This window comes from Streptomyces sp. NPDC041122 (genome assembly GCF_055592445.1).
The window spans coordinates 322,328-344,000 of sequence record NZ_JBVIYQ010000008.1 but is presented as its reverse complement, the minus strand read 5'-3'; the positions used below and the strand labels follow the sequence as shown (position 1 = coordinate 344,000).

Genomic DNA, 21,673 nt, shown 5'->3' with positions numbered 1-21,673 from the left:
TGACCGCCCGGCTCGCCCCCTCACGATCGCGTACGACGTATGGACGCACAGTGACCCGAGTGGAAAGCTCGAATGCATGACGGGCGCCGCCGGTGCCGCCCCGCACTCGGCCCCCACGCGTCCGCGAGCAGCCAGCATCCCCGAGGGGGCTGAGCCTCCTCACCGTGCACGTGACCGGGAGGCAAGGCATGGGCGACAAGGCGAACGCACACCCCGGAGCCGCCGGCAGGGCAGCATCGGCCGACCACCCCGCGTCCCTGAGGAATGTGGTGCTGGTCGGCCACAGCGGTTCGGGCAAGACGACTCTGGTGGAGGCCCTCGCGCTGACCGCGGGGGCGGTGAACAGGGCGGGCCGCGTCGAGGACGGCACGGCCGTCTCCGACTACGACGAGATCGAGCACCGGCAGCAGCGTTCGGTGCAGTTGTCCCTGGTCCCCGTCACCTGGGGCGACCACAAGATCAATCTGTTGGACACACCTGGATACGCCGACTTCGTCGGGGAGCTGAGGGCCGGTCTGCGCGCGGCGGACGCGGCCCTCTTCGTCGTCTCGGCGGCGGAGGGCGCCGAGGGCATCACCGGCGCGACCCGCATGGTCTGGGAGGAGTGCGCGGCGGTCGGCATGCCGCGGGCCATCGTCATCACCCACCTGGAGTCGGCCCGCGCCGACTTCACCGCGATGACGGCCACCTGCGCGCAGGCGTTCGGCGGCGACGACCCCGACGCCGTGCTGCCGCTGTATCTGCCGCTCCACGGCGAGCAGGGGCCGGACGGCCACGCCCCGGTGACCGGGCTGATCGGGCTGCTGTCGCAGCGGGTCTTCGACTACGCCTCCGGGGAGCGCAAGGAGTCCGAGCCGGGCGAGGACCAGCTGCCGCTGATCGAGGAGGCGCGCAACAAGCTGATCGAGGGGATCATCGCGGAGAGCGAGGACGAGTCCCTCATGGACCGTTACCTCGGCGGCGAGGACATCGACTTCACGACCCTCGTGGACGACCTGGAGCGGGCCGTGGCCCGCGGCATCTTCCACCCGGTGCTCGCCGCGGCGCCCGCCGCCGAGGGCTCCCGGCAGGGCATCGGCACCGTCGAGCTCCTGGAACTGATCACCGGCGGCTTCCCGACCCCGCTCGAACACCCGGCGCCGGCCGTGACCACCCCGGACGGCAAGCCCAGGCCCGCGCTGAGCTGCGATCCCGAAGGGCCGCTCGCGGCCGAGGTCGTGAAGACCGCGTCCGACCCGTACGTGGGCCGGATCTCGCTCGTCCGGGTCTTCTCCGGCACCCTGCGCCCCGACCAGACCGTCCACGTCTCCGGGCACGGCCTGGCCGACCGGGGCCACGAGGACCACGACGTCGACGAGCGGGTCGGCGCGCTGTCCTCCCCCTTCGGCAAGCAGCAGCGCACGCTCACCCACTGCGTCGCGGGCGACCTGGCGTGCGTGGCCAAGCTGAACCGCGCGGAGACCGGCGACACCCTCTCCGCCAAGGACGACCCGCTCCTGATGGAGCCCTGGGACATGCCCGACCCGCTGCTTCCGCTGGCCATCCAGGCCCACAGCAAGGCCGACGAGGACAAGCTGTCGCAGGGCCTGGCGCGGCTCGTCGCCGAGGACCCGACGATGCGGCTCGAACAGGACCAGGACACCCACCAGGTGGTCCTGTGGTGCCTGGGCGAGGCCCACGCCGACGTCGCCCTGGAGCGGCTGCGCAGCCGGTACGGCGTGCAGGTCGACGTGGTGGCGCACAGGGTCTCCCTGCGGGAGACGTTCGCGGGCCGGTCCGGTGGCCGGGGCCGTCATGTGAAGCAGTCCGGCGGGCACGGCCAGTACGCGATCTGCGAGATCGAGGTCGAACCGCTGCCGGGCGGCAGCGGCATCGAGTTCGTCGACAAGGTCGTCGGCGGCGCGGTCCCGCGGCAGTTCATCCCGTCGGTCGAGAAGGGCGTGCGCGCCCAGGCGGCCAAGGGGGTGGCCGCCGGGTACGCGCTGATCGACGTGCGGATCACGCTGCTCGACGGCAAGGCGCACTCGGTGGACTCCTCCGACGCCGCGTTCCAGACGGCGGGCGCGCTGGCGCTGCGCGAGGCCGCGGCCGGCGCGAAGATCCATCTGCTCGAACCGGTCGCCGAGGTGCGGGTGCTCGTCGGCGACGACCATGTCGGCGCGGTGCTGAGCGATCTGTCGGGCCGCCGCGGCCGGGTGCTCGGCACCGAGCAGGCGCCCGGTGGGCGGACCCTGGTGCGGGCCGAGGTCCCCGAGATCGAGATCGGCCGGTACGCGGTGGATCTGCGCTCCCTGTCGCAGGGCACCGCGCGTTTCAGCCGTACGTACGCGCGGCACGAGCCGATGCCCGCGCAGCTCTCCGAGAAGATCCGCGAACAGGCGCAGCGCACCCCGTAGTTGACGGACCGACGCGGGCCCGCCCGCTCGCCGCGCGGCGGGCGGGCGGCATTCGGCCGCCCCCTGACGGATGTCGGTGCGCCCGGATACGCTGATGACCTGATCAACGGATGTGCCGGTCGACAACAGGTGTGCCGGACAAGGAAGTCGGGAAGAGCCGCAGCAGCGAAGGCGTCGCGGCGATGGGGGCGGCAGTGGCGGACGATGTATTCGACTTCAGGCCGGGGGCCCAGGTCCCGCTCTCGGGCACCGCTGGGCAGACGGCGGCGACCCAGGCCCTGGCCTCGGCCGCGTATCGCGACGGCGACGTGGACGGCATCCTCGCGGCCAACACCGAGTGGCACACGTCCGAGGTGAAGCCCGGCCTCTTCAAACTGTTCAGGCCGAATCTCGGCGAGGCCTTCGCGCGCACCGTGCAGGTGCGGATGCTGGGCGGCGGCCGCAGTCCGCTGATCCAGTCGTTCGGGACGGAGCCGCAGGCCGTCGTCGAGCACTGCCTCGCGGCGAGCCGCATCCGCAAGGAGCGCGACAGCTGGCTGACCGCGGTGACGGTGCTGTGCGGGGTGCTCTTCCTGCCGGGGCTGCTGCTGTGGCTGGTCGTCTTCACCATCAGGCGGCAGGTCGCCAAGAGCGACGACAAGCGGGCGGGCGCGCTCGCCACGGCCGTGCTGGTCGCGGTGGGCGTGCTGGCCGCCCTCGCCGTGCTCAAGCTGCCGTTCGACGGCTTCTGGGCCTGGTATCTGCGCGCGGCGATCGTGCTGCCGGTGGTGGGCTGGTTCTGGGCCAAGCAGATCGCCGAGCGCACCGCCCGGGACCTGCGCGAGCGCTGGTCGAGCCTGCTCGCGGGCGGCGGCATCGGCGCCAAGATCCCCGAGGCGGTGCCCGGCAGCCCCGGCGAGACGCCCGCCGAGCGGCTCCGCCAGGCCCTGGCCAGGCTCTCCGCGGAGCAGCAGAGCAACTCCGTGTTCTACGCCGGGCCCAAGGGCATATTGGGCATGGGCACGCGCTGGGGCAGCTGGCAGCTGGCCGAGGAGCTGGTGCCGGCCGACCCCGACAAGGAGATCCACCCCTTCCGCAGCTGGGATGTCATACGCGCGGTGCACGACCAGCTGCGCATGCTGGAGCGTGGCCCGCTGCACACCGGCGGCTTCCCCACCCCGGACATAAAGCACTGGATCGTCTCCCCCATCGGGGAGAACGCCAAGGCGGTCTCCCGCCCGACCGGCACGGACGTCGAGGCCTTCCAGATCCGCGGCCACGAGATACAGCGCATCTGCAACGAACAGCAGTTCGGCAGCGGCAACCGTCACTACCTGGGCGTGCAGTTCACGCTCTGGGACGGCCAGTTGGTCATCACGATGCTGATCACGGTGACCGTGCTGCACGAGACGCTGCGCATCGAGGTCACCGGCCACGCCCTGGGCCCGGTGCACCCGCTGTTCACCACCAAGCCCTCCCCCAAGACGAAGACGGTGACCAAGCCGATCAAGTTCTGGGAGACCACCACCCGCAACCTCCCGCTGATCGACGCGGACGAGGTCGTCCGGCTCGCGGTCCGCGCCCCCTTCACCTGGTACCCGCCGCTGCTCGACCACCTCGGCGGCAGGCTGGTCCTGCCCGAGCCGTTCGGCCTGCGGCACGCGTGGGCGGACAAGCCGTGGCGGCACCGCTTCATGGCCGACGACGCGCTGCGCGCCGCCACTCCGGTGCTGCGCGTGGTGCACTCCGCCGCGATCAAGGTGCTCGACGAGAACGGCGTGAACACGGAGAAGTTCGGCGCCCGTTCCGGCTTCCTCAGCGGGGCGATCCAGGACCCGACGCCGCGCAAGGCGGACGTGTACGACGCGTGAGGCGGGCCCGGCACCGCCGCGCGCGGCGAAGGGCGGTGGACCGCGTGCGGCCCACCGCCCCGGGTGCGTCACCGGCCCCCCTGCCGCGCCTGGGCGGCTACCGGTGCCGGCCGGCGATCAGATGGCCTGCCACAGGGCGGGCACGTTCGGCGGCTCCCAGCCCGGATACGCGGTGTGGCCCTGGATGCAGCGGTAGCGGACGCCTTCGTAGGTGACCACGTCCCCCGCCGCGTAGGTGGCACCGAGCTGCCAGGTCGTCTCACCGCCGCCGCCCGGCACGGTGAGCGTGTAGGTGGTGGTGTGGCTGACCTGCCCGTTGCCGGTGAAGGTCAGTGTGTACGTGCCGGGCGCGGTGCCCGACCCGACCTCCACGGTGGCCGTCGCGGACTCGCCCGAGAGCACCGACTCCGGGCGGATGGAGACGCTCACCCCGGCCGGGGCGCCGGAGGCCGTGAGCCCCACCTTCTGCGCCGTACCACTGGTGGTGGCGGTGGCGAGGGTGACCTTCGCGGCGGAACCGCGCTCGACCGTGCCCGAGGCCGGGTCGGCCGAGAGCGAGAAGTCGTCCGTCGGGGCGGGCTTGTCGCCGACGGCCGTCTTCCAGACCGCGTACGCGACCCCGTCCGCGCTGCGGTCGAGCGAGGTGGCGCTGACGTTGGCGGTGGTGTCGCAGGCGGAGTGGTAGCACGCGTCGTACGCACGGCCCGCGGTGCCGCCCCACTTCGCCGCCTCCGCCGCCGACTTCACGGCCGAGGCACCGGTGGCGTAGCCGGAGGTGGGGATGCCGACGCGCTGGAAGGAGGCGTCGTCGGAGCGTCCCTGCCCCTCGACGTTCTCCTGGGGCGCGAGGTTGAGGGAGTTCCAGTAGTCCCGCAGGGGCACCGAGGCCGTGGAGGTCAGGTTGTTGATGAAGTACCCGGCGTTGCTGGAGCCCACCATGTCGAAGTTGTAGTACGCCTTGATCTTGGCGCGGTCACCGGCCGAGAGCGAACCGGCGTAGTAGTCCGAGCCGTTCAGGCCCTGCTCCTCGTCGGTCCACCAGGCGAAACGGACGCGGTTCTTCATGGTGGGGTTGTTCTGCGCCAGGGTCAGCGCGGCCTCCAGGATCGTGGCGGACCCGGAGCCGTTGTCGTTGATGCCGGGTCCGGCGGCGACGCCGTCGAGGTGCGCGCCGAACATCCGGACGTTGTTCGCGTCCCCCTGCGGCCACTCGGCGATCAGGTTGTTGCCCGCGCCCGCGGAGCAGCCGGAGGCGCAGCTCTGCTCGGTGACCTGGTAGCCGGCGGCCTCCAGCTTGCCCTTGACGTACGCGAGGGACGCCCGGTAACCGGCGCCGGTGGCCCGGCGGTTGCCGCCGTTCTGCGAGGCGATGGTGTTGAACTGCGCGAGGTGCGCCCGCACCTTCTCCACGTCGATGTCCGGCGGGGGCGTCGGGTTGCCGCCCCCGCCCACGGTCAGCGTGTACTGGACAGTGTGGGTCTTGGTGCCCGCGGTGCCCGTGACGGTGATCGGGTAAGTGCCGGGCGTGGTGGACGCCGAGGTGTTGATCTTCATCGTGGAGCTGGCGCCGGAGGTGACGGTGCCGGGGTCGAACGAGACGGTGACGCCGGTCGGCGCGCCCGCGGCGGTCAGCGCGACCTGCTGGGCGCTGCCGGTGACGGTCGTGGTGGTGACCGTGGCGGTGGCCGAGGAGCCCGCGTCGACCTGGCCCGAGGCCGGGCTGAGGCCGAGGGAGAAGTCGTTCTGCTGCCCGGAGCAGCTCGGGTCACCGCTCTGGGCGGGGATGCTGATGGCGTCCCAGGCGGCCTTGGTGGCGTTGAACAGGTCGCAGCTCGCGTCCAGGTTCTTCGCCGAGGTGAGCGTGGCGGTGCGGTAGCGCTTGTACGTCATGCCGCTGGTCTTCAGCAGCATGGCGCCGTAGAAGATCTTGCCGGCGTTCTTGGCTCCCACGCCGGTCACCTGCTGGTTGTTGCAGGTGGGGCTGGAGGGCTTGCCGCCGCCGGGGTTGGACCCCTCGGCGAGCAGATAGAACCAGTGGTTCATGGGGCCGGCCGCCTTGTGCTCCTCGGTGTTCGGGATCGAGGCGGAGTAGCAGTTGGGGTCGTTGTTGACCCGGCTCGGGTCGTACATGTTCCGGATCGGGCCGCGCCCCTGGAGGTTGATCATCTCGCCGACGGTGTAGTCGGGGGTGTCGTACGGGGCGGGCTCGTTGATGTACGCCTCGGTCAGGGCGCCCATGATGTCGCCGGTCGCCTCGCCCAGGCCGCTCTCGTGGTTCGCGCCTCCGGGGGTGAAGGAGTCCAGGCCGTGGCCGAACTCGTGGGCGACGACGTCCACTCCGGCGATCCACTGGTTGGCGCTGTTGTGCCCGATGGTGACGGAGGAGCCGTCCCAGTAGGCGTTGAGGTCGTTGAGGCCCACGCTCACCGGCCAGCTGCCGCCGTTGCCGTTGTGTCCGTTGCGGCCGAGCCACTCCTTGAGCATGTTCGACTGCTTCTGCGCGGCGAACATCACGTCGACGCAGCCGGTCTCGCGGCTGCTGGGGTCGCCGGTGCCCCAGTCGTCGGTCGCCTTGGTGAAGACTCCGCCCTGGTAGCTGGAGCACTGCAGGCCCGGCCGTGTGGTGTCGCGCAGCACGTAGTTGCTGCCGGACCGGGAGGTGTCGATGGTCAGCGGGTCGGGGCCGTTCCACTTGCTGTGGCCGCTGCCCGAGCGGACGTCGTCGTAGGTGTCGATGACCTTGCCGGTGCGCGCGTCGACGAACACGTGCAGCTTGCTGGGGTCGCCCGCCTTGGTGCGGCCGGTCAGCCGGGTCTCCCAGGCGAGCGTGGGCGCGTCCTTCCTGACGCGGACCACCAGCCGCTTGGAGTCGACCTTCTTGACCGAGGCCAGTTTCGTCCGGCTCGTCCTGACCGCCTGTGCCGCGCTCACCTCCGCCTCGGTGGTGACCGAGATCGTGGTGTCGGTCGCGGACTGCACGGACCGCACCTTGCCGTCGCCGTCGGCGAGGACCACCGCGTCGCCGCCGACCACCGGCAATCCCCGGTAGGTGCGTTCGTACGCGACCGAGTACAGGCCCTTGGCCCAGGGGGTGACCCGGTTCCGGTCGTACTGCTCCTCGGGTCCCCCGGCGAGCGAGTCGAGACCGCTGCGCACCGCCTTGTCGGCGGCGGCGACGGCTCTGGCGAGGGGGTCCGGCTTGCCCGCGGCGGGTGCGGCCGTGGCCGCCGAGGCGAGGGAGACCGGTACCGTCACCCCCGCGAGTGCCAGGGCCAGGGTTATCCCGGCCGCTGCGGATCGTCTGAGCATCACGGCTCCTTGTGAGAGGTGTTGAGGCTCCTTCGGGCCAGGGGGAGCACGTGCGCGTCAGGCCGTACGGTCGTGCCCGCGACTCTCGTCCCGGACTGGCGGTGACATGACACCCTCATGGCTGGCGGAACCCTCACACCGGCCCGGCCCCCGGTCAACGGATTCCGGACCCTCGGCCCGCCCCGGCAAGAACTGGCAAGCGCGGCGGCACCACCGCACCCCACTCCGGCACACGGCGCCTCACCCCGAGGCGCCGCGCACCCGTTCCCGGTACTCCCGCACCTCCGGCAGCTCGCCCCAGTCCCCCGCGAGCCGGTCGTGCAGCCCGCGCAGCTCGACGGCGATCATCAACTCCCGTGCGCGCACCGCCTCTTCGACGACCGGACGCGCCAGGGTGACCGCCGCGACCGGATCCCCCGCGCACGCCCAGCTGTCCGCGAGGCGCAGGGTGAGGAGCAGGCGCGTGGAGTGCATGACGGGCGGGAGCAGCGCGTACGAACGGGCGGTGGCCTCGACCGCGCGGCGGGCCACCGCCCGGTCCCCCGTCGCCGCCGCGAGGTCCCGCAGCGCCCCGCCGATCGCCGACTCCAGCCGCAGCACGCCCTCCCCGCCCGACAGCCAGGGCGCTTCGAGACGGTCCCGGTCGTCCAGCCGGGCGAATCTGCGCCGGGCCAGGGCGATGTGCCGGCGGCAGGCGTCGGCGTCGTGGCCCAGTGCGTACGCACGCGCCTGGTACAGGTCGGCCAGCGTCGTCATCCAGCGCCGCTTGGCGTCCACCGCCCCGATGGCCTGCGCGTACCCGAGCATCGACGCGGCGTCCCCGTCGAGCCGGACCAGGGTGGACATGTCGCTGAGGAGGGTCGCGCGGGCCTCGGCGTCCCGTGCGGCATCGGCCCACCGCAGGCCGTGCCCGAACCAGGCCATGGCGACGCCGCTCTGCCCGCGCTCCATCCGCAGCCGCCCGGCGACCTGGGCGTACTGTGCGGCGAGCCGCAGCTGGCCGTACGGCAGCCGGCCCGTGGCGTTGACCGCGTCGGCCCAGCGGACCACGCCCCGCAGCAGCCGTTCCACGGTGTGCGCGCCGGCGTCGGTGACGTGAGCGAACGCCGCACGGATCAGGCAGGCCAGCACGGCGGTCAGACCGTGCAGCAGCTCCGTCTCGGCGCCGCCCGCGCCACCCGCCCCGCCGGCGCGTTCGTACGCCCCGGTGAGCCCGGTCAGCCCGGTCAGCAGGTCCGCCACCGAGCTCCGGTCGGGCGTCGCACAGCCCACCCGGCCGTGCAGCGGGCAGGCGAGCCCCTCGGCGGGCAGCCGCGCGGGCCAGGGCTGCGCGACTGGCGGCGCCTCGTCCCCGGGGGTCCCGTCAGGAGCGTCCGCCCCCGGGATCGGGGCGAACAGCGTGGATGCCGTCAGACACGGGCCGGGGACGCCCGGCGACGGGGTCGTCCGGGCGGCGACGGCCGCGGCGAGCTGACCGCCCGTCCCCAGGACCGCGTCGAGCCGGTCCACCAGGTCGGACGGCGGCTCCCGCAGCCCGCCCTCCAGTCTGCTGATGAAACTGTGGTGGTAGCCCACGCGCCGGCCGAGCTGGAGCTGGGTGAGCCCGGCCCGGCGCCGGTGGTAGCGCAGGCGCCGCCCGAATTCCGCCCACTCCGGGGCGGCCGCCTCTGCCGTGCCGACGGACATGACCCCTCCCGGACCGGGCTCCTTGAATGGAGCGTGGCAGGAGAGGTTGCCGCCTCCAACCCTCCTACCGCACAGGGGGGTTGGTGCAATACAACGCCGTCACTGCTGGTCGGCGCCGGTCGGCCAGGCGTCGGCGAGCATCTTCCGGGTGTCGCCGAGCAGCTGCGGCAGCACCTTGGTGTGGCCGACGACCGGCATGAAGTTCGTGTCGCCGCCCCAGCGCGGAACGATGTGCTGGTGCAGGTGGGCGGCGATGCCCGCGCCCGCCACGGCCCCCTGGTTCATGCCGATGTTGAAGCCGTGCGCGCCGGACGCGGTGCGCAGCGCCGTCATGGCCTGCTTGGTCAGCTCGCCCAGCTCGGCGGTCTCGGCCGCCGACAGCTCGGTGTAGTCGGCGACGTGCCGGTAGGGCACCACCATGAGGTGGCCGCCGTTGTACGGGTAGAGGTTGAGCACCGCGTACACCTGCTCGCCGCGCGCGATCACCAGGCCGTCCTCGTCGGACTTGGCCGGGATGGAGCAGAACGGACAGCCGTCGTCGGCGCCTGGGCCCGTCGGCTTGTTCTCGCCCTGGATGTACGCCATCCGGTGGGGCGTCCACAGGCGCTGGAACGCGTCCTGCGTGCCGACTCCGATCTGCTGCTCCGGCTCACTCGTCATGAGATGCAGCATATGACTTCGCCCGTACGGGGCGTGTCGCCGGGGCGGACACCGGTGCCCTCCCGGCGAAGCTTGGCCGATGATCGACGACGTACGGCAGGAGCGCTGGCAAGCCCGCACCGAAGGCCCGCTCGCCGTGGCATCGCTGCTGTTCCTCGCGGCGTACGCGGTGCGGGTCCTGGCCCATGGGCTGCCGGCGCCCTGGCGTGACCTGTGCCTGGCGGTGGCGTGCGCGGCGTGGGCGGCGTTCGCCGTGGACTACGCGGTGCGGTGGCGGCTGAGCGGGCAGGGTCTCGGCTTCGTGCGCCGGCACTGGCTGGATACCGTCGTGCTCGCCCTGCCGCTGCTGCGGCCGCTGCGGATCGTGCACGTCTACGAGGCGGTGCGGCGGCGGCACGCGGAGCCGCGCCTGCCGCTGTACGCGCGCGTGATGGCGTACGCGGGCCTGGCCGCCCTGCTCCTCGGCTTCGCCGGGGCGCTCGCCGTCTACCACCAGGAGCACGGGGCGCCCGGCGCGACGATCGTCACCTTCGGGGACGCCGTGTGGTGGACCTGCGCCACGCTGGCCACCGTCGGGTACGGGGACGTGGCACCCGTCACGCCGCTCGGCCGGCTCGTTGCCGTCGGGCTGATGGGCTGCGGCCTGGCGCTGCTGGGCGCGGTCACCGGCTCGTTCTCGTCGTGGCTGATCCAGGTCTTCGCCCGCGAGGACGCGGAGAGCGGCACGGGGCGGACGGGCGGAGGGACGCGGCGGGACCGGTAGCGGCAGCCCGGGACGGGTGCGAGGCCCCCGGGGAACACCCCGGGGGCCTCGTCACACCACGAGAGCGGCGGCTGAACCCGCGCCGGTCCGGCTCAGACCTGCGTCCGCTCCTCGACGACCTTCGCGATCTTGGCGATGGCCTCGTCGGCCGGAATGCCGTTCTCCTGCGAGCCGTCGCGGTAGCGGAAGGAGACGGAACCGTTGTTCATGTCCTCGTCGCCCGCGATGACCATGAAGGGCACCTTGGCCTTCTGCTGGTTGCGGATCTTCTTCTGCATCCGGTCGGAGGAGGCGTCGACCTCGACCCGCAGCCCCTGGGCGCGCGCCTTCCCGGCGAACTCCTGGAGGTAGTCGACGTGCGCGTCGCCGATCGGGATGCCGACGGCCTGCACCGGCGCGAGCCACGCCGGGAAGGCGCCCGCGTAGTGCTCCAGGAGCACGCCGAAGAACCGCTCGATGGAGCCGAACAGCGCGCGGTGGATCATGACGGGCTGCTGGCGCGAGCCGTCCGCCGCGGTGTACTCCAGGTTGAACCGCTTGGGCTGGTTGAAGTCGACCTGGATGGTCGACATCTGCCAGGAGCGGCCGATCGCGTCCTTGGCCTGCACGGAGATCTTCGGACCGTAGTAGGCGGCGCCGCCCGGGTCGGGCACCAGCGGCAGGTTCTGCTTCTCGGCGGCGAGCCGCAGCGCCTCGGTGGCCTCCGCCCAGTCGGCGTCCTCGCCGATGAACTTGTCGGAGTCGTCGCGGGTGGACAGCTCCAGCTCGAACTCGTTCAGGCCGTAGTCGCGCAGCAGGTCGAGCACGAAGGTCAGGAGCGTGTCGAGCTCCTGCGGCATCTGCTCCTTGGTGCAGTAGATGTGCGAGTCGTCCTGGGTGAAGCCGCGCGAGCGGGTCAGGCCGTGCACGACGCCGGACTTCTCGTACCGGTACACGGTGCCGAACTCGAAGAGCCGCAGCGGCAGTTCGCGGTAGGAGCGGCCGCGCGACTTGAAGATCAGGTTGTGCATCGGGCAGTTCATCGCCTTGAGGCGGTAGTTCTGCTCGTCGAACTCGATGGGCGGGAACATGCCCTCCGCGTAGTGCGGCAGGTGGCCCGAGATCTCGAAGAGCTTCTCCTTCGAGATGTGCGGGGTGTTCACGAACTCGTAGCCGGAGACCTCGTGGCGGCGCCGCGAGTAGTCCTCCATGACCTTGCGGATCACACCGCCCTTGGGGTGGAAGACCGCGAGGCCCGGGCCGAGCTCCTCGGGGAAGGAGAAGAGGTCCAGCTCGGAGCCGAGCTTGCGGTGGTCGCGCTTCTCGGCCTCGGCGAGGAACTCCAGGTGCGCCTTCAGCTCGTCCTTGGACGGCCACGCGGTGCCGTAGATGCGCTGGAGCTGCGGGTTCTTCTCGCTGCCGCGCCAGTAGGCGGCGGCGGAGCGCATCAGCTTGAAGGCGGGGATGGCGCGGGTGGAGGGCAGGTGCGGGCCTCGGCAGAGGTCCTTCCAGCACAGCTCGCCGGTCTTCGCGTCGAGGTTGTCGTAGATCGTCAGCTCGCCGGCGCCCACCTCGGCGTCGGCGCCGTCGGCGGCCTGCGCGGCGTTGCCCTTGAGGCCGATGAGCTCCAGCTTGTACGGCTCGTCGGCGAGCTCGACGCGGGCGTCGTCGTCGGTGGTGACGCGGCGCGAGAACTTCTGCCCCCGCTTCTGGATCTCCTGCATCTTCTTCTCGATGCGCTTGAGGTCCTCGGGGGTGAACGGCTCCTTGACGTCGAAGTCGTAGTAGAAGCCGTCCCGGATGGGCGGGCCGATGCCCAGCTTGGCGTCGGGGAAGAGCTCCTGCACGGCCTGCGCCATGACGTGCGCGGTCGAGTGGCGCAGGATGTTCAGGCCGTCCTCGGAGGAGACCTCGACGGGCTCGATCTCGTCGCCGTCGGCCACGGCGTACGCCAGGTCCTTCAGCTCACCGGCCACGCGGGCCGCGACGACGGTGCGCTCACCGGGGAAGAGCTCGGCGGCCGTAGTGCCCGTCGTCACCACGCGCTCTTCCCGCTCGGAATCGCGATGGATGATCACACGGACGTCTGACACCGGTCTCTCCTACCTGAAAGGGGGTGCGCCGCTCTCTGTCACGCGTGCGCAAGGAGAATCGTACCGAGCCACGGGCCCCCGCCGCGAAACGGATCTCTCCGTACCCCGTCACTCGGCGCCGCACGCCCCCTCGAAGAAGTCCAGGTTCTCCTGGAGCGACTTCATGAGCCGGTCGCGCTCCGCGTCGTCCACCTGGACCGGCACCACCCCATTCGCCCCGGTGAGCCTGCGGAAGCCGCCCCGGCTCTCCAGCCGGCCGTGCACCCGGATCGGCAGGCCGACCAGATGCGCGTGGCCCGCGATGCGGTACGACTCCTCGTCCAGGACCATCCGGACCTGCGGGACGTCGGCACCCGCGATCACCCGGACCCGCACGGCGCCGGCGCCGCTCGGCGCCGACCGCCGCATCCGCACCACGGCCCCGGTGAGCCGCACCGGCACCGGCGGCTCGTCGCGCAGGTACCGGGCGCCCGCCTCGCGCAGCACCGGCAGATCGCCGGGCGAGAACTCGACGGGCTCGGCGCGTGCCGCGCACCCCTCGGGCACCCCGGCGCCGGGCGCCCACTCCACCGCCACGCGCGCCCCCTCCGTACCGCGCACCAGCGCGACGAGCGCCTCGGTGAGCTCATGGCTGACGCCCGCCTCGACGGCGCCGTCGAAGGCGTCCATGCCGCCGGTGGCGCGCTGGTAGTCGACGGCCTCCCGGGCGGCGTACAGCGCGTGGTGCAGCCGGACGGCGAGCGGCCGTCCCGTCATGACGGGCACGAAGGCGGTGAGGCGGCGTCCGCCCGCCGCGGGCCCCACCAGGACGTTCTCCAGGGACGCGGCGGCGGGGCCGCGGTGCCGCGCGCCGTGGTAGCCGGCGCTGCCGCGCGCGGCGAGCGCCCCGGCGAGCAGCATCTGCCGTGCGGCGGAGCGCAGTTGTTCCTCGGCGGGCCAGGTCGCGGCGCCCGCGGGCCCCGCCGGGACGTCGCGCCACCAGTGGATCTCGTCGCTCGGCACGGCGAGCCCCACCAGTACGTCGCGGGCGGCGGGCGCCGCGTTGCGGGAGAGCGCGAGGAGGGCCTCGCCGATCAGGTCCTCGCAGTCGGGGAAGGCGCGGCTCTCCGGCACGAGCAGGCTGGTGCCGGCGCCGCCGGGGCCCGGCGGGGTCCAGCGCGCGTAGCGCCCCGGGGCTCCGCCGCGGCGCTGCCAGCCGTGCCGGGCGAGCAGCGCGCCGAGCACGGCGGGGTCGACCTGGGCGGGCTCGGGCGGCCGTGCCCACCGGCCGGCGGCCGGGGCGGGGTGCGGGCGGACGGGGGGCACGGGCTCGTCGCGGTCGAAGGGGCGGTGCATCAGGGTCTCCCTCCCGTCCCGACGCGCGTCATGATCTCGCAGAGCGCGCGGTCGTCGAAGATCCGCGAGGTCGACACACGCACGGTGGTCCTGCTCCGGCCGGTCACCGGGTGTCCGGCGAGGTTGGTCCAGTAGCAGCAGTGCCGCAGGTCGAGCCGGTCGTGCCCGGCGCGCAGCCAGTCGTCGCGGGAGCGGGGCACGAGCATCACGACCAGGATCTTGTGGACCGAGACCGGCGTACGGGCGAGCTTCACCAGGTGCGCGTTGTCGAGCGTGAAGGAGAAGGCGGGCCCCGCCGGATTCGGCGGTATCTGGTAGGTGCACTTCAGCTGGACCTTGATGGTGACCTCGTCGTCGACCGTGTGCCCGGGGGCGCTGTGGCTGACGTGCCAGTCGATGCCGTTGTCCGGAAAGGGCTGGGAGAGCGAGCATCCCGCGGCCGCCGCGACGGCATGCAGGTAGCCCACCTGAAGTGTCTCCATACAGGCGGTGGTGGCCAGTGTGCCGCGCGACGGTGCGATCCGCCCGGGCAGCAGCCCACCCTGTTCGGGCTGCGCGAGCGCCATGTCCGACAAGCCTTCCGAAACCGGTGGTTCCCCGCTCGGGACGCCAATTCCGAGGTCCCGTACCTCTGTTGTCTCCGGGCCGCGTACAGCGCAAACGGCCCGGGTATCACCAGCGTGGGCAGGGGACGGAACGTCATCTGCCGGAACTGATCGAGGAGTTGCGTCACTATGACGTGCTGGTACGAGGGCCCCTTGGCCGCATTCGACACGGAGACCACGGGCGTCGACGTCGAGACCGACCGCATCGTGTCGGCCGCCGTCGTCGTCCAGCAGGGCGCGGGCACCCGGCCGCGCATCACCCGCTGGCTGGTGAATCCGGGCGTTCCGGTGCCCGCATCCGCCACCGCGATCCACGGACTGACGGAGGATCATCTGCAGCGCACCGGCCGCTGGCCGTCGCCGGTGGTGGAGGAGATAGCGCGCGATCTGGCCGAGCAGAGCGCGGCGGGCCGGCCGATCGTGGTGATGAACGCGCCGTTCGATCTGACCATCCTGGACCGGGAGTTGCGCAGGCACCGCGCCTCGTCGCTGAGCCGGTACATGGAGGGCTCACCGCTGTGCGTGATCGACCCGAGGGTGCTGGACAAGCAGTTGGACCGCTACCGCAAGGGCCGCCGCACGCTCACCGACCTGTGCGAGCAGTACGAGGTGGAGCTGGCGGACGCGCACGACGCGGCGGCGGACGCGCAGGCCGCCATGGATGTCGTCCGCGCGGTGGGACGGCGCTTCGCGGGGCGCCTCGAGCGCCTCTCGCCGGCCGAGCTGCACACGCTCCAGGCCGTCTGGCACGCGGCGCAGGCCCGGGGGCTGCAGGCGTGGTTCGCCAAGAGCGGCACACCGGAGGCCGTGGACCCGGCGTGGCCGCTGCGTCCCGAACTCTCGGCGGCGGCCTGAGCGGACACGAGGGACAAGAAAAAAACCGGTCCGTCTGCTGACGGACCGGCATTCTCCGGGTGGGCGATACTGGGTTCGAACCAGTGACCTCTTCGGTGTGAACGAAGCGCTCTCCCACTGAGCTAATCGCCCGGGAACGCACTGAACAATACAGGTCCGGGCGCCTTTCCTTCAAACCGCCCTCAGCCGGGCCGCGAGACCTCGCCGGCCGGCGCGCATCATCAGCGCGTGGTTCAGCAGGAACAGCGGACGGCCGGGCACCGCGAGGCGCCGCATCAGGCGTCTGCGGACCACGACCTCCTGGTCGTAGGAGGCCCTGGTTCCGCCGGGCGCCGCGCGGACGGTCCAGCGCGCCCAGCCCTCCAGGTCGCCGGTCATGGCGATCTCCAGGATCCCGGCGGCGGGGTCGCGGCGCTGCTCACGCATGGCGACGTTCAGGTCGTACGGCAGGAAGGACCGGAAGCGCGCGACGCCGCTCACCTCGTCCACGGGGGTCACCTCGCGCACCTGCGGCCACCACAGCGGGTACTCCTCCGCCCGCTCCAGGACGGCGTAGACGTCGGCGGGGGCGCCGGGCAGATCCCAGACGCTGCGGAAGCGGTAGTGGCACCAGTCCATGGGGGCAGTCTGCCGGAAACACCCGGGCCCGCAGGGAGACGGACCTGAGTACGTCCTGAGTACCCGTACCGATGCCGTGCGGTGCGCCGCGGACCAGACTCCACCACCATGACCTACCTTCCGCCTCCCGCCGAGGAGCTCCGCATCCTCGACGGAGAGTTGCGCCAACTGGAGGCGCGCAGGACGCAGTTGCTGCGGCGCCGGGCGTGGCTGCTCGGTGTCCTGCGCGCGGCGGGCCCGGCCGGGCCGCCCCCTCGTCCGGCCGGCCCGCCCGCCGCCGAGACCGCGCCGGTGAGCGCGCAGAACATCCTGCTGCTGCTCGGCGGGGTGCTCCTGACCGTCGCGGCGATCGCCTTCACCGTGGTGAGCTGGGGCCACTTGGGCATCGGCGGGCGCGGCGCGGTCCTCGGCGCGGTGACGCTGGCGGCGCTCGGCGTGCCGGCCGTGCTGCTGCGGCGTTCGCTGCGCTCGACGGCGGAGGCGGTGGCGGGTCTCGGGCTCGCGCTGACCGTCCTCGACTCGTACGCGCTGCGCCATCTGGCACTCCCCGACGTCGACACCCTCACCTTCGCCGCGGCGACGTCCGCGGTTCTCGCCGCGCTGTGGGCGGGGTACGGCACACTCCTCGGCGCGCTGCGCCTGCCGCTCCCCGCGGCCGTGGCGACAGCCCAACTCCCGCTGGTCCTGGCGGCGGGTGCCGCGCACGCCGGGCAGCACGCGATGACGGCCGCGCTGCTCGTGACGGCCGCCTGCGACACCGCGCTCGCGCTGTGGGCGGGCGTCCGTTCGGTGCGGGTCACCGCCGCGGCCGGGGCCGGTCTGCTGGGGCTGTGGGGCGCGGCGAGCGCCGGCTGGCTCTCCGCGCAGGCCGCCGGTCCGGCCGGGGCGACGCGTGCGGGTGTGCTGCTGCTGTTCGCCGCCGCGATCGCCGCGACGGTCGCGTACCGGGCGAAGGGGGTTCGGGTCGTGACCGGTGCGGCGTGCGCCGGCGGTCTGCTCGCGGTGGCCGCGGCCGGCGGGGTGCTGCGCACCGTGCTGCCCGCCGCCTGGACGGTGCCGGCCCATCTCGCGTGTGGCGTCGCGCTGTTGGCGGTCCTGCGCGCTCCGCTGCCCCGGGCGCCGCGCCGCGGGGTGGGTGCGGCGTCGGGTGTGGTGCAGGGGCTCGCGGTGCTGTGGGCGCTGCCGGTCGCCGCGCTCGCCCTGTTCGGGCCGCTCGGCTGGGCCACCCGGGCCTGGTCGGGAACGCCCTCGGACGCCGGGGAGGTGCTGCGCGAACTGCCCCTGCCGCACCCGCTCCTGTCCCCCCTGGTCCTCGCGACGGTGGCCCTCGTGGTGCGCGGGGCCGGTGCCGGCTTCGGGGAACCGGTGCGGCGCGCGGCCCGGTACGGTGCGCCGGTGCTCGGCTGGGCCGCGGCCGTCGCCCTGCCCGGCGCGCTGCGACTGCCGTACGCCGCCGGACTGTCGGCGCAGGTACTGGTGGCCGCCGGCCTCCTCCTCGTCGCGGCACGCGCGGTGTCGGCCGGCGCTGCCGTGACCGCCGTGGTCCTCGCGCTGGTCTCCGCGGTGAGTGCCGCCTTCCTCGCGCTCGCCACCCCGGCGGCCACGCTCACCACGCTCGGCGCCCTCACCGCGCTCTGCCTGGCGGCCTGCCTGCCCTTGGCCCGCGAGACGGCGCCCGCTCCCGGGGTGGCCGCCGCGGCGGCCTGCGCGGCCGTGGCGTTCGCCGCGGCGCTGGCCTGCGCCGCGGGCGCCGCCACCGGGCTGCGCCCCGAACACACCGGGCTGCTCGTCCTCGCGGTGCCGGCCCTGGCGGCGCTCGCCGCGGCCCGTCTCGGCGGACGTCCGCCGACGCTGCCCGTCGAGATCACGGCCGCCGCCTCCGGAGTCGTCGCGCTCGCCCTCACCGCCACGGACGCCCCCACCCTCGCGCTCGCCCTGGGCCTCGGCGGCCTCATCCTGTCCGGCACCGCGCTGCGCCCGGACCGCCGGGCCGTCGGGTACGCGGCCGTGGCGCTGTTCGTCCTGGCGGGCTGGGTCCGCCTCGCCGCCTGGGGAGCCTCGGCCCCGGAGGCGTACACACTGCCGGTGACGGTGCCCGCGCTGGTCGTCGGGGCGCTGCGGCGCCGCCGCGACCCGTCGGCCCTCTCCTGGACGGCGTACGGCCCGGGCCTCGCGGTGACGCTGCTGCCGAGCCTCGCCGCCGCCTGGAGCGACCCGCACTGGCCGCGTCCGCTGCTGCTCGGCACGGCGGCCCTCGTCCTGACGCTGCTGGGCGCCCACCACCGGCTGAGCGCCCCACTGGTGCTGGGCGGCGGGGTGCTCGCCCTGGACGCGCTGCACGAGCTCGCCCCGTATCTCGTGCAGGTCGTGGACGCCCTGCCGCGCTGGCTGCCGCCCGCACTCGCGGGCCTGCTGCTCCTCGCCGTCGGCGCCACTTATGAACAACGGCTGCGCGACGCACGCCGGTTCCGGAATGCGCTCCACCGAATGCGCTGATTCCAGGAACGGCCGAAATGTGTCGCCCCGTCAATTCCCCGCACGGGCACGGGAATACGAGAACGGCCCGGAGGCTTGAAAAGCCTCTGGGCCGTAATCCGGGGTGGGCGATACTGGGTTCGAACCAGTGACCTCTTCGGTGTGAACGAAGCGCTCTCCCACTGAGCTAATCGCCCCGGGCGCACGGAGAACATTACCGCATGTCAGCGGGTGCTCCGGACCGCCTCGGAGTCACCCGCCGGTCACTCCTTGATCTTCCACGGCATGACGATGCCGAACTTCCACACGTAGATACCGACGAGCACCGCGATGATCACGAGCCCGATGGTCGTCAGGATGATGTTCCTGCGGCGCACCTTGGGGTCGAGCGCACGCTGTGCGGCCTCGGTGACCTTGCGTTTCGTCCAGCGGAGCACCAGCTGGGCCCAGACGAACTCGGTCGCCCAGATCGCCATGCCGCCGAAGATCACCAGCCAGCCCGGGCCCGGCAGGGGCAGCATGATGATGCCCGCCACGACCACGGCGAGACCCACGACGAAGACGCCCACCTGCCAGCTGAGGTGCAGCGCCCGGCGGGCCTGGATGAACTTCGGCGCTCGGGAACCGAGCGGCTGTTCGGGCTTGACTCCGGCGGCTGGGTCCGCGACCTCCGCCGGTTCGTTACTCCCCGTATTCATGCGGCCAAACCCTACCGGACGGAAACCCGTCACCGGAATGGGTGCATCAACGAAGGACACAACCCGCCATACGAGGCACATAAAGACACGCAAATCCCTCAGAGGGGTTTACAACGGCACCGTAGGTGGCATGTCGATTTCGCCGACGTGCGAATCCCCGAGCGCACACTGAGCGAAAGGCCCTGGCGCTTATGAACACCACGGTCAGCTGCGAGCTGCACCTGCGCCTCGTTGTGTCGAGCGAGTCCTCACTGCCTGTACCCGCAGGACTGCGGTATGACACGGCCGATCCCTATGCCGTGCACGCCACCTTCCACACCGGAGCCGAGGAAACCGTCGAGTGGGTGTTCGCCCGCGACCTCCTCGCCGAGGGCCTGCACCGGCCCACCGGAACCGGCGACGTCCGAGTCTGGCCGTCCCGGAGCCACGGTCAGGGCGTTGTCTGCATCGCCCTGAGCTCGCCGGAGGGCGAGGCTCTGCTCGAGGCCCCGGCGCGGGCCCTGGAGTCGTTTCTCAAGAGAACGGACGCAGCCGTGCCACCCGGCACGGAACACCGCCACTTCGACCTCGACACCGAGCTCTCACACATCCTGGCCGAGAGCTAAGCGCCACCCGGCGCGTCGAGAACCGCATACGCCGTCCGACTCGGGGCGACGGCGGCAGGCAGTCACGACACAACGACACAAGGCGAACAGATACAGACACCGGCGCCGTCGCCGCGGACTTTCCGCGGCGACGGCGCCGGTGCGTCCTGTGGGTGAGCCGCTAGCATCGGCCAGCATCGGCGGGCACCGCTCCCCCGGCCCCGCGGGGGCGAGGGGAGGCCGCCACCACCTCCAGGCCAGGGAGCGAATCGTGCTGATCACCCACGACACCCGGTGTTCCCTAGACTCCGTGGTCGATCTGGTGAACACCGCACCGGAAACGAACGGGACGGACGGGCTCGCGAACGTGGCGGCACTCGGGGAATTCGTACGGACCCACGACGTGAGCGACGTCGGGGTGCTCACCGAGGACGACCTCGCCGCCGTCCACCACATCCGCGCCCGCTTCGGGGAGGTCTTCGCCCACCCCGAACCACGGACCGCCTCCGCGATCCTCAACGAGCTGATCGCGACGGCCGGCACCACGCCCCGGCTCACCGACCACGACGGCTACGACTGGCACATCCACTACTTCGCGCCCGGGGCGTCCGTCGCCGACCACCTGGCCGCCGACTGCGGGATGGCCCTGGCCTTCTTCGTGGTCGCCGGCGAGCAGGAACGGCTGCGGCGCTGCGAGGCCCCGGACTGCCGGCACGCCTTCGTCGACCTCTCGCGGAACCGCTCGCGCCGCTACTGCGACAGCCGCACCTGCGGCAACCGGCTGCACGTCGCCGCCTACCGCGCCCGCCGCCGGGAAGCAGCGGGCTAGAGCAGCAGCAGGTCGTGCAGCGAGGCCAGCAGGATCAGGGTGCCGATCACCGCCAGAAAGATCATCAAGGGTGGCTGGGAGAGGGCGAAGAGACAGCCCTGCCGCTCCTCGTCGCCGGCGGGCGGCTCCGCTTCGCCGTGGGGGCCGTGCCGCTCTGCGTCGGCAGGTCGTCGCTCATGGGCCGGTGCCGCTTGCCTGCCGTCGTCCGGCGGGGCGGCATCGCCCTCTGTGGTGGTGTCCAGCATCTCGCGGTGATGATGACGCAGCGCCGCGACCCCCGCCGACCAACACGCTCGGTCCGAGCGGGAGTTCGCCGGATCCCGTGAACCGGCGAAAGACCGGCGTGCGGCCCGCCCATCCCGCGCTCACCAGCGCGTTCTCGCGCGCGGCCGGGGCGCCCGCGACCGCGCTCGAACGAGGGAGCCATTCACGCCCGGGAGCGCAGACGGCGGTTGACGACCGCCGCCCGCGGACGCGGCTCCTTCAGATGCCGTGCTTCTTCAGGATCGCCTCGATGTCGCTGAAGTCCTCCGCGGGCGCGGCCGACTGCGGCTTGGCCGCCGGGCGGCCGGGGGCCTGCCGCGAGCTGCCGCCGAGCGAGGGGGCCGACGCCCCGGGGGCCACCGCCTCGCGCTGAGCGGCCTTCGCGGCCCTGCGCTCCTTGCGGGTGCCGCCCTGCCTGCGCTCCACGGCACGCGTGCCCAGGAACACCAGCCAGGCCACGCCGAGCATGCCGAAGCCGACCCAGGCCTTGAGGCTGAACGCCGTGTCGGCCGCCCAGCCGACGACGCCCGTCAGGACCAGGCCGATCGGCACCAGGGAGTACCCCGCGAGCCGGGCCGCGGAGAGGAACCGCTTGCGGTAGGCCGAGACCGCGGCGATGCCCAGCCCGGCCGCGGACACGGCGGAACAGACGGTCTCGGCAATCATCCGGTCCT

17 protein-coding genes and 2 tRNA genes are annotated in these 21,673 nt (G+C 72.7%); 7 read left to right on the top strand and 12 right to left on the bottom strand.

Features of this window, described 5'->3' with window-relative positions:
* Positions 1-188 precede the first annotated feature (188 nt).
* Together ACZ6B8_RS28260 and ACZ6B8_RS28255 are read left to right on the top strand one after the other, a co-directional pair.
* On the top strand, positions 189-2,396 hold the full coding sequence (locus tag ACZ6B8_RS28260; RefSeq protein ID WP_471080924.1) for an elongation factor G-like protein EF-G2: 2,208 nt from the start codon (positions 189-191) through the stop codon (positions 2,394-2,396).
* Between the two features lie 182 nt (positions 2,397-2,578).
* Positions 2,579-4,246, top strand: coding sequence for a hypothetical protein (locus ACZ6B8_RS28255; RefSeq protein WP_471081381.1), 1,668 nt, complete (start codon positions 2,579-2,581; stop codon positions 4,244-4,246).
* A gap of 117 nt (positions 4,247-4,363) precedes the next feature.
* On the opposite strand, the gene ACZ6B8_RS28250 is transcribed toward ACZ6B8_RS28255, so the two are convergent.
* From ACZ6B8_RS28250 to ACZ6B8_RS28240, 3 genes are all read right to left on the bottom strand, one after another.
* On the bottom strand, positions 4,364-7,555 hold the full coding sequence (locus ACZ6B8_RS28250) for a M20/M25/M40 family metallo-hydrolase (protein ID WP_471080921.1): 3,192 nt from the start codon (positions 7,553-7,555) through the stop codon (positions 4,364-4,366).
* Positions 7,556-7,795: 240 nt separating this feature from the next.
* A complete protein-coding gene (locus ACZ6B8_RS28245; protein ID WP_471609092.1) occupies positions 7,796-9,241 on the bottom strand; it encodes a helix-turn-helix domain-containing protein in 1,446 nt (481 codons plus the stop codon).
* Between the two features lie 99 nt (positions 9,242-9,340).
* A complete protein-coding gene (locus ACZ6B8_RS28240; protein ID WP_471080915.1) occupies positions 9,341-9,913 on the bottom strand; it encodes an HIT family protein in 573 nt (190 codons plus the stop codon).
* A 67-nt stretch (positions 9,914-9,980) separates the two neighbouring features.
* On the opposite strand from ACZ6B8_RS28240, the gene ACZ6B8_RS28235 reads away from it, so the two are divergent.
* The gene (locus tag ACZ6B8_RS28235) at positions 9,981-10,664 is read left to right on the top strand and encodes a potassium channel family protein (protein ID WP_471080912.1); all 684 of its coding nucleotides are present in this window, start codon (positions 9,981-9,983) and stop codon (positions 10,662-10,664) included.
* Positions 10,665-10,756: 92 nt separating this feature from the next.
* Here the strand turns inward: ACZ6B8_RS28235 and thrS are convergent, their stop codons facing one another.
* The 3 genes from thrS to ACZ6B8_RS28220 all read right to left on the bottom strand — a co-directional run bounded on the left by thrS (position 10,757) and on the right by ACZ6B8_RS28220 (position 14,637).
* The gene (gene thrS, locus ACZ6B8_RS28230; protein WP_471080909.1) at positions 10,757-12,736 is read right to left on the bottom strand and encodes a threonine--tRNA ligase; all 1,980 of its coding nucleotides are present in this window, start codon (positions 12,734-12,736) and stop codon (positions 10,757-10,759) included.
* 108 nt (positions 12,737-12,844) lie between these two features.
* Positions 12,845-14,074 carry a hypothetical protein gene (locus tag ACZ6B8_RS28225; RefSeq protein WP_471609172.1) on the bottom strand — a complete coding sequence of 410 codons (1,230 nt, stop codon included), beginning with the start codon at positions 14,072-14,074 and terminating at the stop codon, positions 12,845-12,847.
* Entirely contained in the window at positions 14,071-14,637 is a 567-nt protein-coding gene (locus tag ACZ6B8_RS28220; protein ID WP_471609091.1) for a DUF4365 domain-containing protein, read from the bottom strand. Before ACZ6B8_RS28220 ends, ACZ6B8_RS28225 begins: the two co-directional genes overlap by 4 nt.
* A 168-nt stretch (positions 14,638-14,805) precedes the next feature.
* Between ACZ6B8_RS28220 and ACZ6B8_RS28215 the strand changes: the two genes are divergently transcribed.
* Entirely contained in the window at positions 14,806-15,531 is a 726-nt protein-coding gene (locus ACZ6B8_RS28215) for an exonuclease domain-containing protein (RefSeq protein ID WP_471080902.1), read from the top strand.
* Positions 15,532-15,591: 60 nt separating this feature from the next.
* Here ACZ6B8_RS28215 and ACZ6B8_RS28210 read toward each other — a convergent pair.
* Positions 15,592-15,663 (bottom strand) — tRNA-Val (locus ACZ6B8_RS28210).
* 39 nt (positions 15,664-15,702) lie between these two features.
* The gene (locus ACZ6B8_RS28205) at positions 15,703-16,149 is read right to left on the bottom strand and encodes an SRPBCC family protein (protein WP_471609090.1); all 447 of its coding nucleotides are present in this window, start codon (positions 16,147-16,149) and stop codon (positions 15,703-15,705) included.
* Positions 16,150-16,257: 108 nt separating this feature from the next.
* On the opposite strand from ACZ6B8_RS28205, the gene ACZ6B8_RS28200 reads away from it, so the two are divergent.
* Positions 16,258-18,645, top strand: a complete 2,388-nt coding sequence (locus tag ACZ6B8_RS28200) for an SCO7613 C-terminal domain-containing membrane protein (protein WP_471609089.1) — start codon at positions 16,258-16,260, stop codon at positions 18,643-18,645.
* A 104-nt stretch (positions 18,646-18,749) separates the two neighbouring features.
* Here ACZ6B8_RS28200 and ACZ6B8_RS28195 read toward each other — a convergent pair.
* Both ACZ6B8_RS28195 and ACZ6B8_RS28190 read right to left on the bottom strand, forming a co-directional pair.
* Positions 18,750-18,821 (bottom strand) — tRNA-Val (locus tag ACZ6B8_RS28195).
* A gap of 66 nt (positions 18,822-18,887) precedes the next feature.
* A complete protein-coding gene (locus tag ACZ6B8_RS28190) occupies positions 18,888-19,322 on the bottom strand; it encodes a TIGR02611 family protein (protein WP_471609088.1) in 435 nt (144 codons plus the stop codon).
* Positions 19,323-19,513: 191 nt separating this feature from the next.
* Here ACZ6B8_RS28190 and ACZ6B8_RS28185 point away from each other — a divergent pair, with 191 nt between their 5' ends.
* Positions 19,514-19,927, top strand: coding sequence for an SsgA family sporulation/cell division regulator (locus ACZ6B8_RS28185; protein ID WP_003959770.1), 414 nt, complete (start codon positions 19,514-19,516; stop codon positions 19,925-19,927).
* A 250-nt stretch (positions 19,928-20,177) separates the two neighbouring features.
* Positions 20,178-20,735, top strand: coding sequence for a CGNR zinc finger domain-containing protein (locus tag ACZ6B8_RS28180; protein ID WP_471080890.1), 558 nt, complete (start codon positions 20,178-20,180; stop codon positions 20,733-20,735).
* Here ACZ6B8_RS28180 and ACZ6B8_RS28175 read toward each other — a convergent pair.
* Positions 20,732-20,980, bottom strand: coding sequence for a hypothetical protein (locus ACZ6B8_RS28175; RefSeq protein ID WP_471080887.1), 249 nt, complete (start codon positions 20,978-20,980; stop codon positions 20,732-20,734). The two genes, ACZ6B8_RS28180 and ACZ6B8_RS28175, sit on opposite strands and share 4 nt — an antisense overlap.
* 238 nt (positions 20,981-21,218) lie before the next feature.
* Positions 21,219-21,665: a hypothetical protein gene (locus ACZ6B8_RS28170; protein ID WP_471609087.1), complete on the bottom strand. Its 447-nt coding sequence runs from the start codon at positions 21,663-21,665 to the stop codon at positions 21,219-21,221.
* Positions 21,666-21,673: the final 8 nt, after the last annotated feature.

Excerpts from the sequence above, each read along its gene's own strand:
- ACZ6B8_RS28260 (WP_471080924.1), top strand. The coding sequence starts at position 189 with ATGGGCGACAAGGCGAACGCACACCCCGGAGCCGCCGGCAGGGCAGCA.
- ACZ6B8_RS28255 (WP_471081381.1), top strand. The coding sequence starts at position 2,579 with ATGGGGGCGGCAGTGGCGGACGATGTATTCGACTTCAGGCCGGGGGCC.
- ACZ6B8_RS28250 (WP_471080921.1), bottom strand. The coding sequence starts at position 7,555 with ATGCTCAGACGATCCGCAGCGGCCGGGATAACCCTGGCCCTGGCACTC.
- ACZ6B8_RS28245 (WP_471609092.1), bottom strand. The coding sequence starts at position 9,241 with ATGTCCGTCGGCACGGCAGAGGCGGCCGCCCCGGAGTGGGCGGAATTC.
- ACZ6B8_RS28240 (WP_471080915.1), bottom strand. The coding sequence starts at position 9,913 with ATGCTGCATCTCATGACGAGTGAGCCGGAGCAGCAGATCGGAGTCGGC.
- ACZ6B8_RS28235 (WP_471080912.1), top strand. The coding sequence starts at position 9,981 with ATGATCGACGACGTACGGCAGGAGCGCTGGCAAGCCCGCACCGAAGGC.
- ACZ6B8_RS28220 (WP_471609091.1), bottom strand. The coding sequence starts at position 14,637 with ATGGCGCTCGCGCAGCCCGAACAGGGTGGGCTGCTGCCCGGGCGGATC.
- ACZ6B8_RS28215 (WP_471080902.1), top strand. The coding sequence starts at position 14,806 with ATGACGTGCTGGTACGAGGGCCCCTTGGCCGCATTCGACACGGAGACC.
- ACZ6B8_RS28205 (WP_471609090.1), bottom strand. The coding sequence starts at position 16,149 with ATGGACTGGTGCCACTACCGCTTCCGCAGCGTCTGGGATCTGCCCGGC.
- ACZ6B8_RS28200 (WP_471609089.1), top strand. The coding sequence starts at position 16,258 with ATGACCTACCTTCCGCCTCCCGCCGAGGAGCTCCGCATCCTCGACGGA.
- ACZ6B8_RS28190 (WP_471609088.1), bottom strand. The coding sequence starts at position 19,322 with ATGAATACGGGGAGTAACGAACCGGCGGAGGTCGCGGACCCAGCCGCC.
- ACZ6B8_RS28185 (WP_003959770.1), top strand. The coding sequence starts at position 19,514 with ATGAACACCACGGTCAGCTGCGAGCTGCACCTGCGCCTCGTTGTGTCG.
- ACZ6B8_RS28175 (WP_471080887.1), bottom strand. The coding sequence starts at position 20,980 with ATGCTGGACACCACCACAGAGGGCGATGCCGCCCCGCCGGACGACGGC.
- ACZ6B8_RS28170 (WP_471609087.1), bottom strand. The coding sequence starts at position 21,665 with ATGATTGCCGAGACCGTCTGTTCCGCCGTGTCCGCGGCCGGGCTGGGC.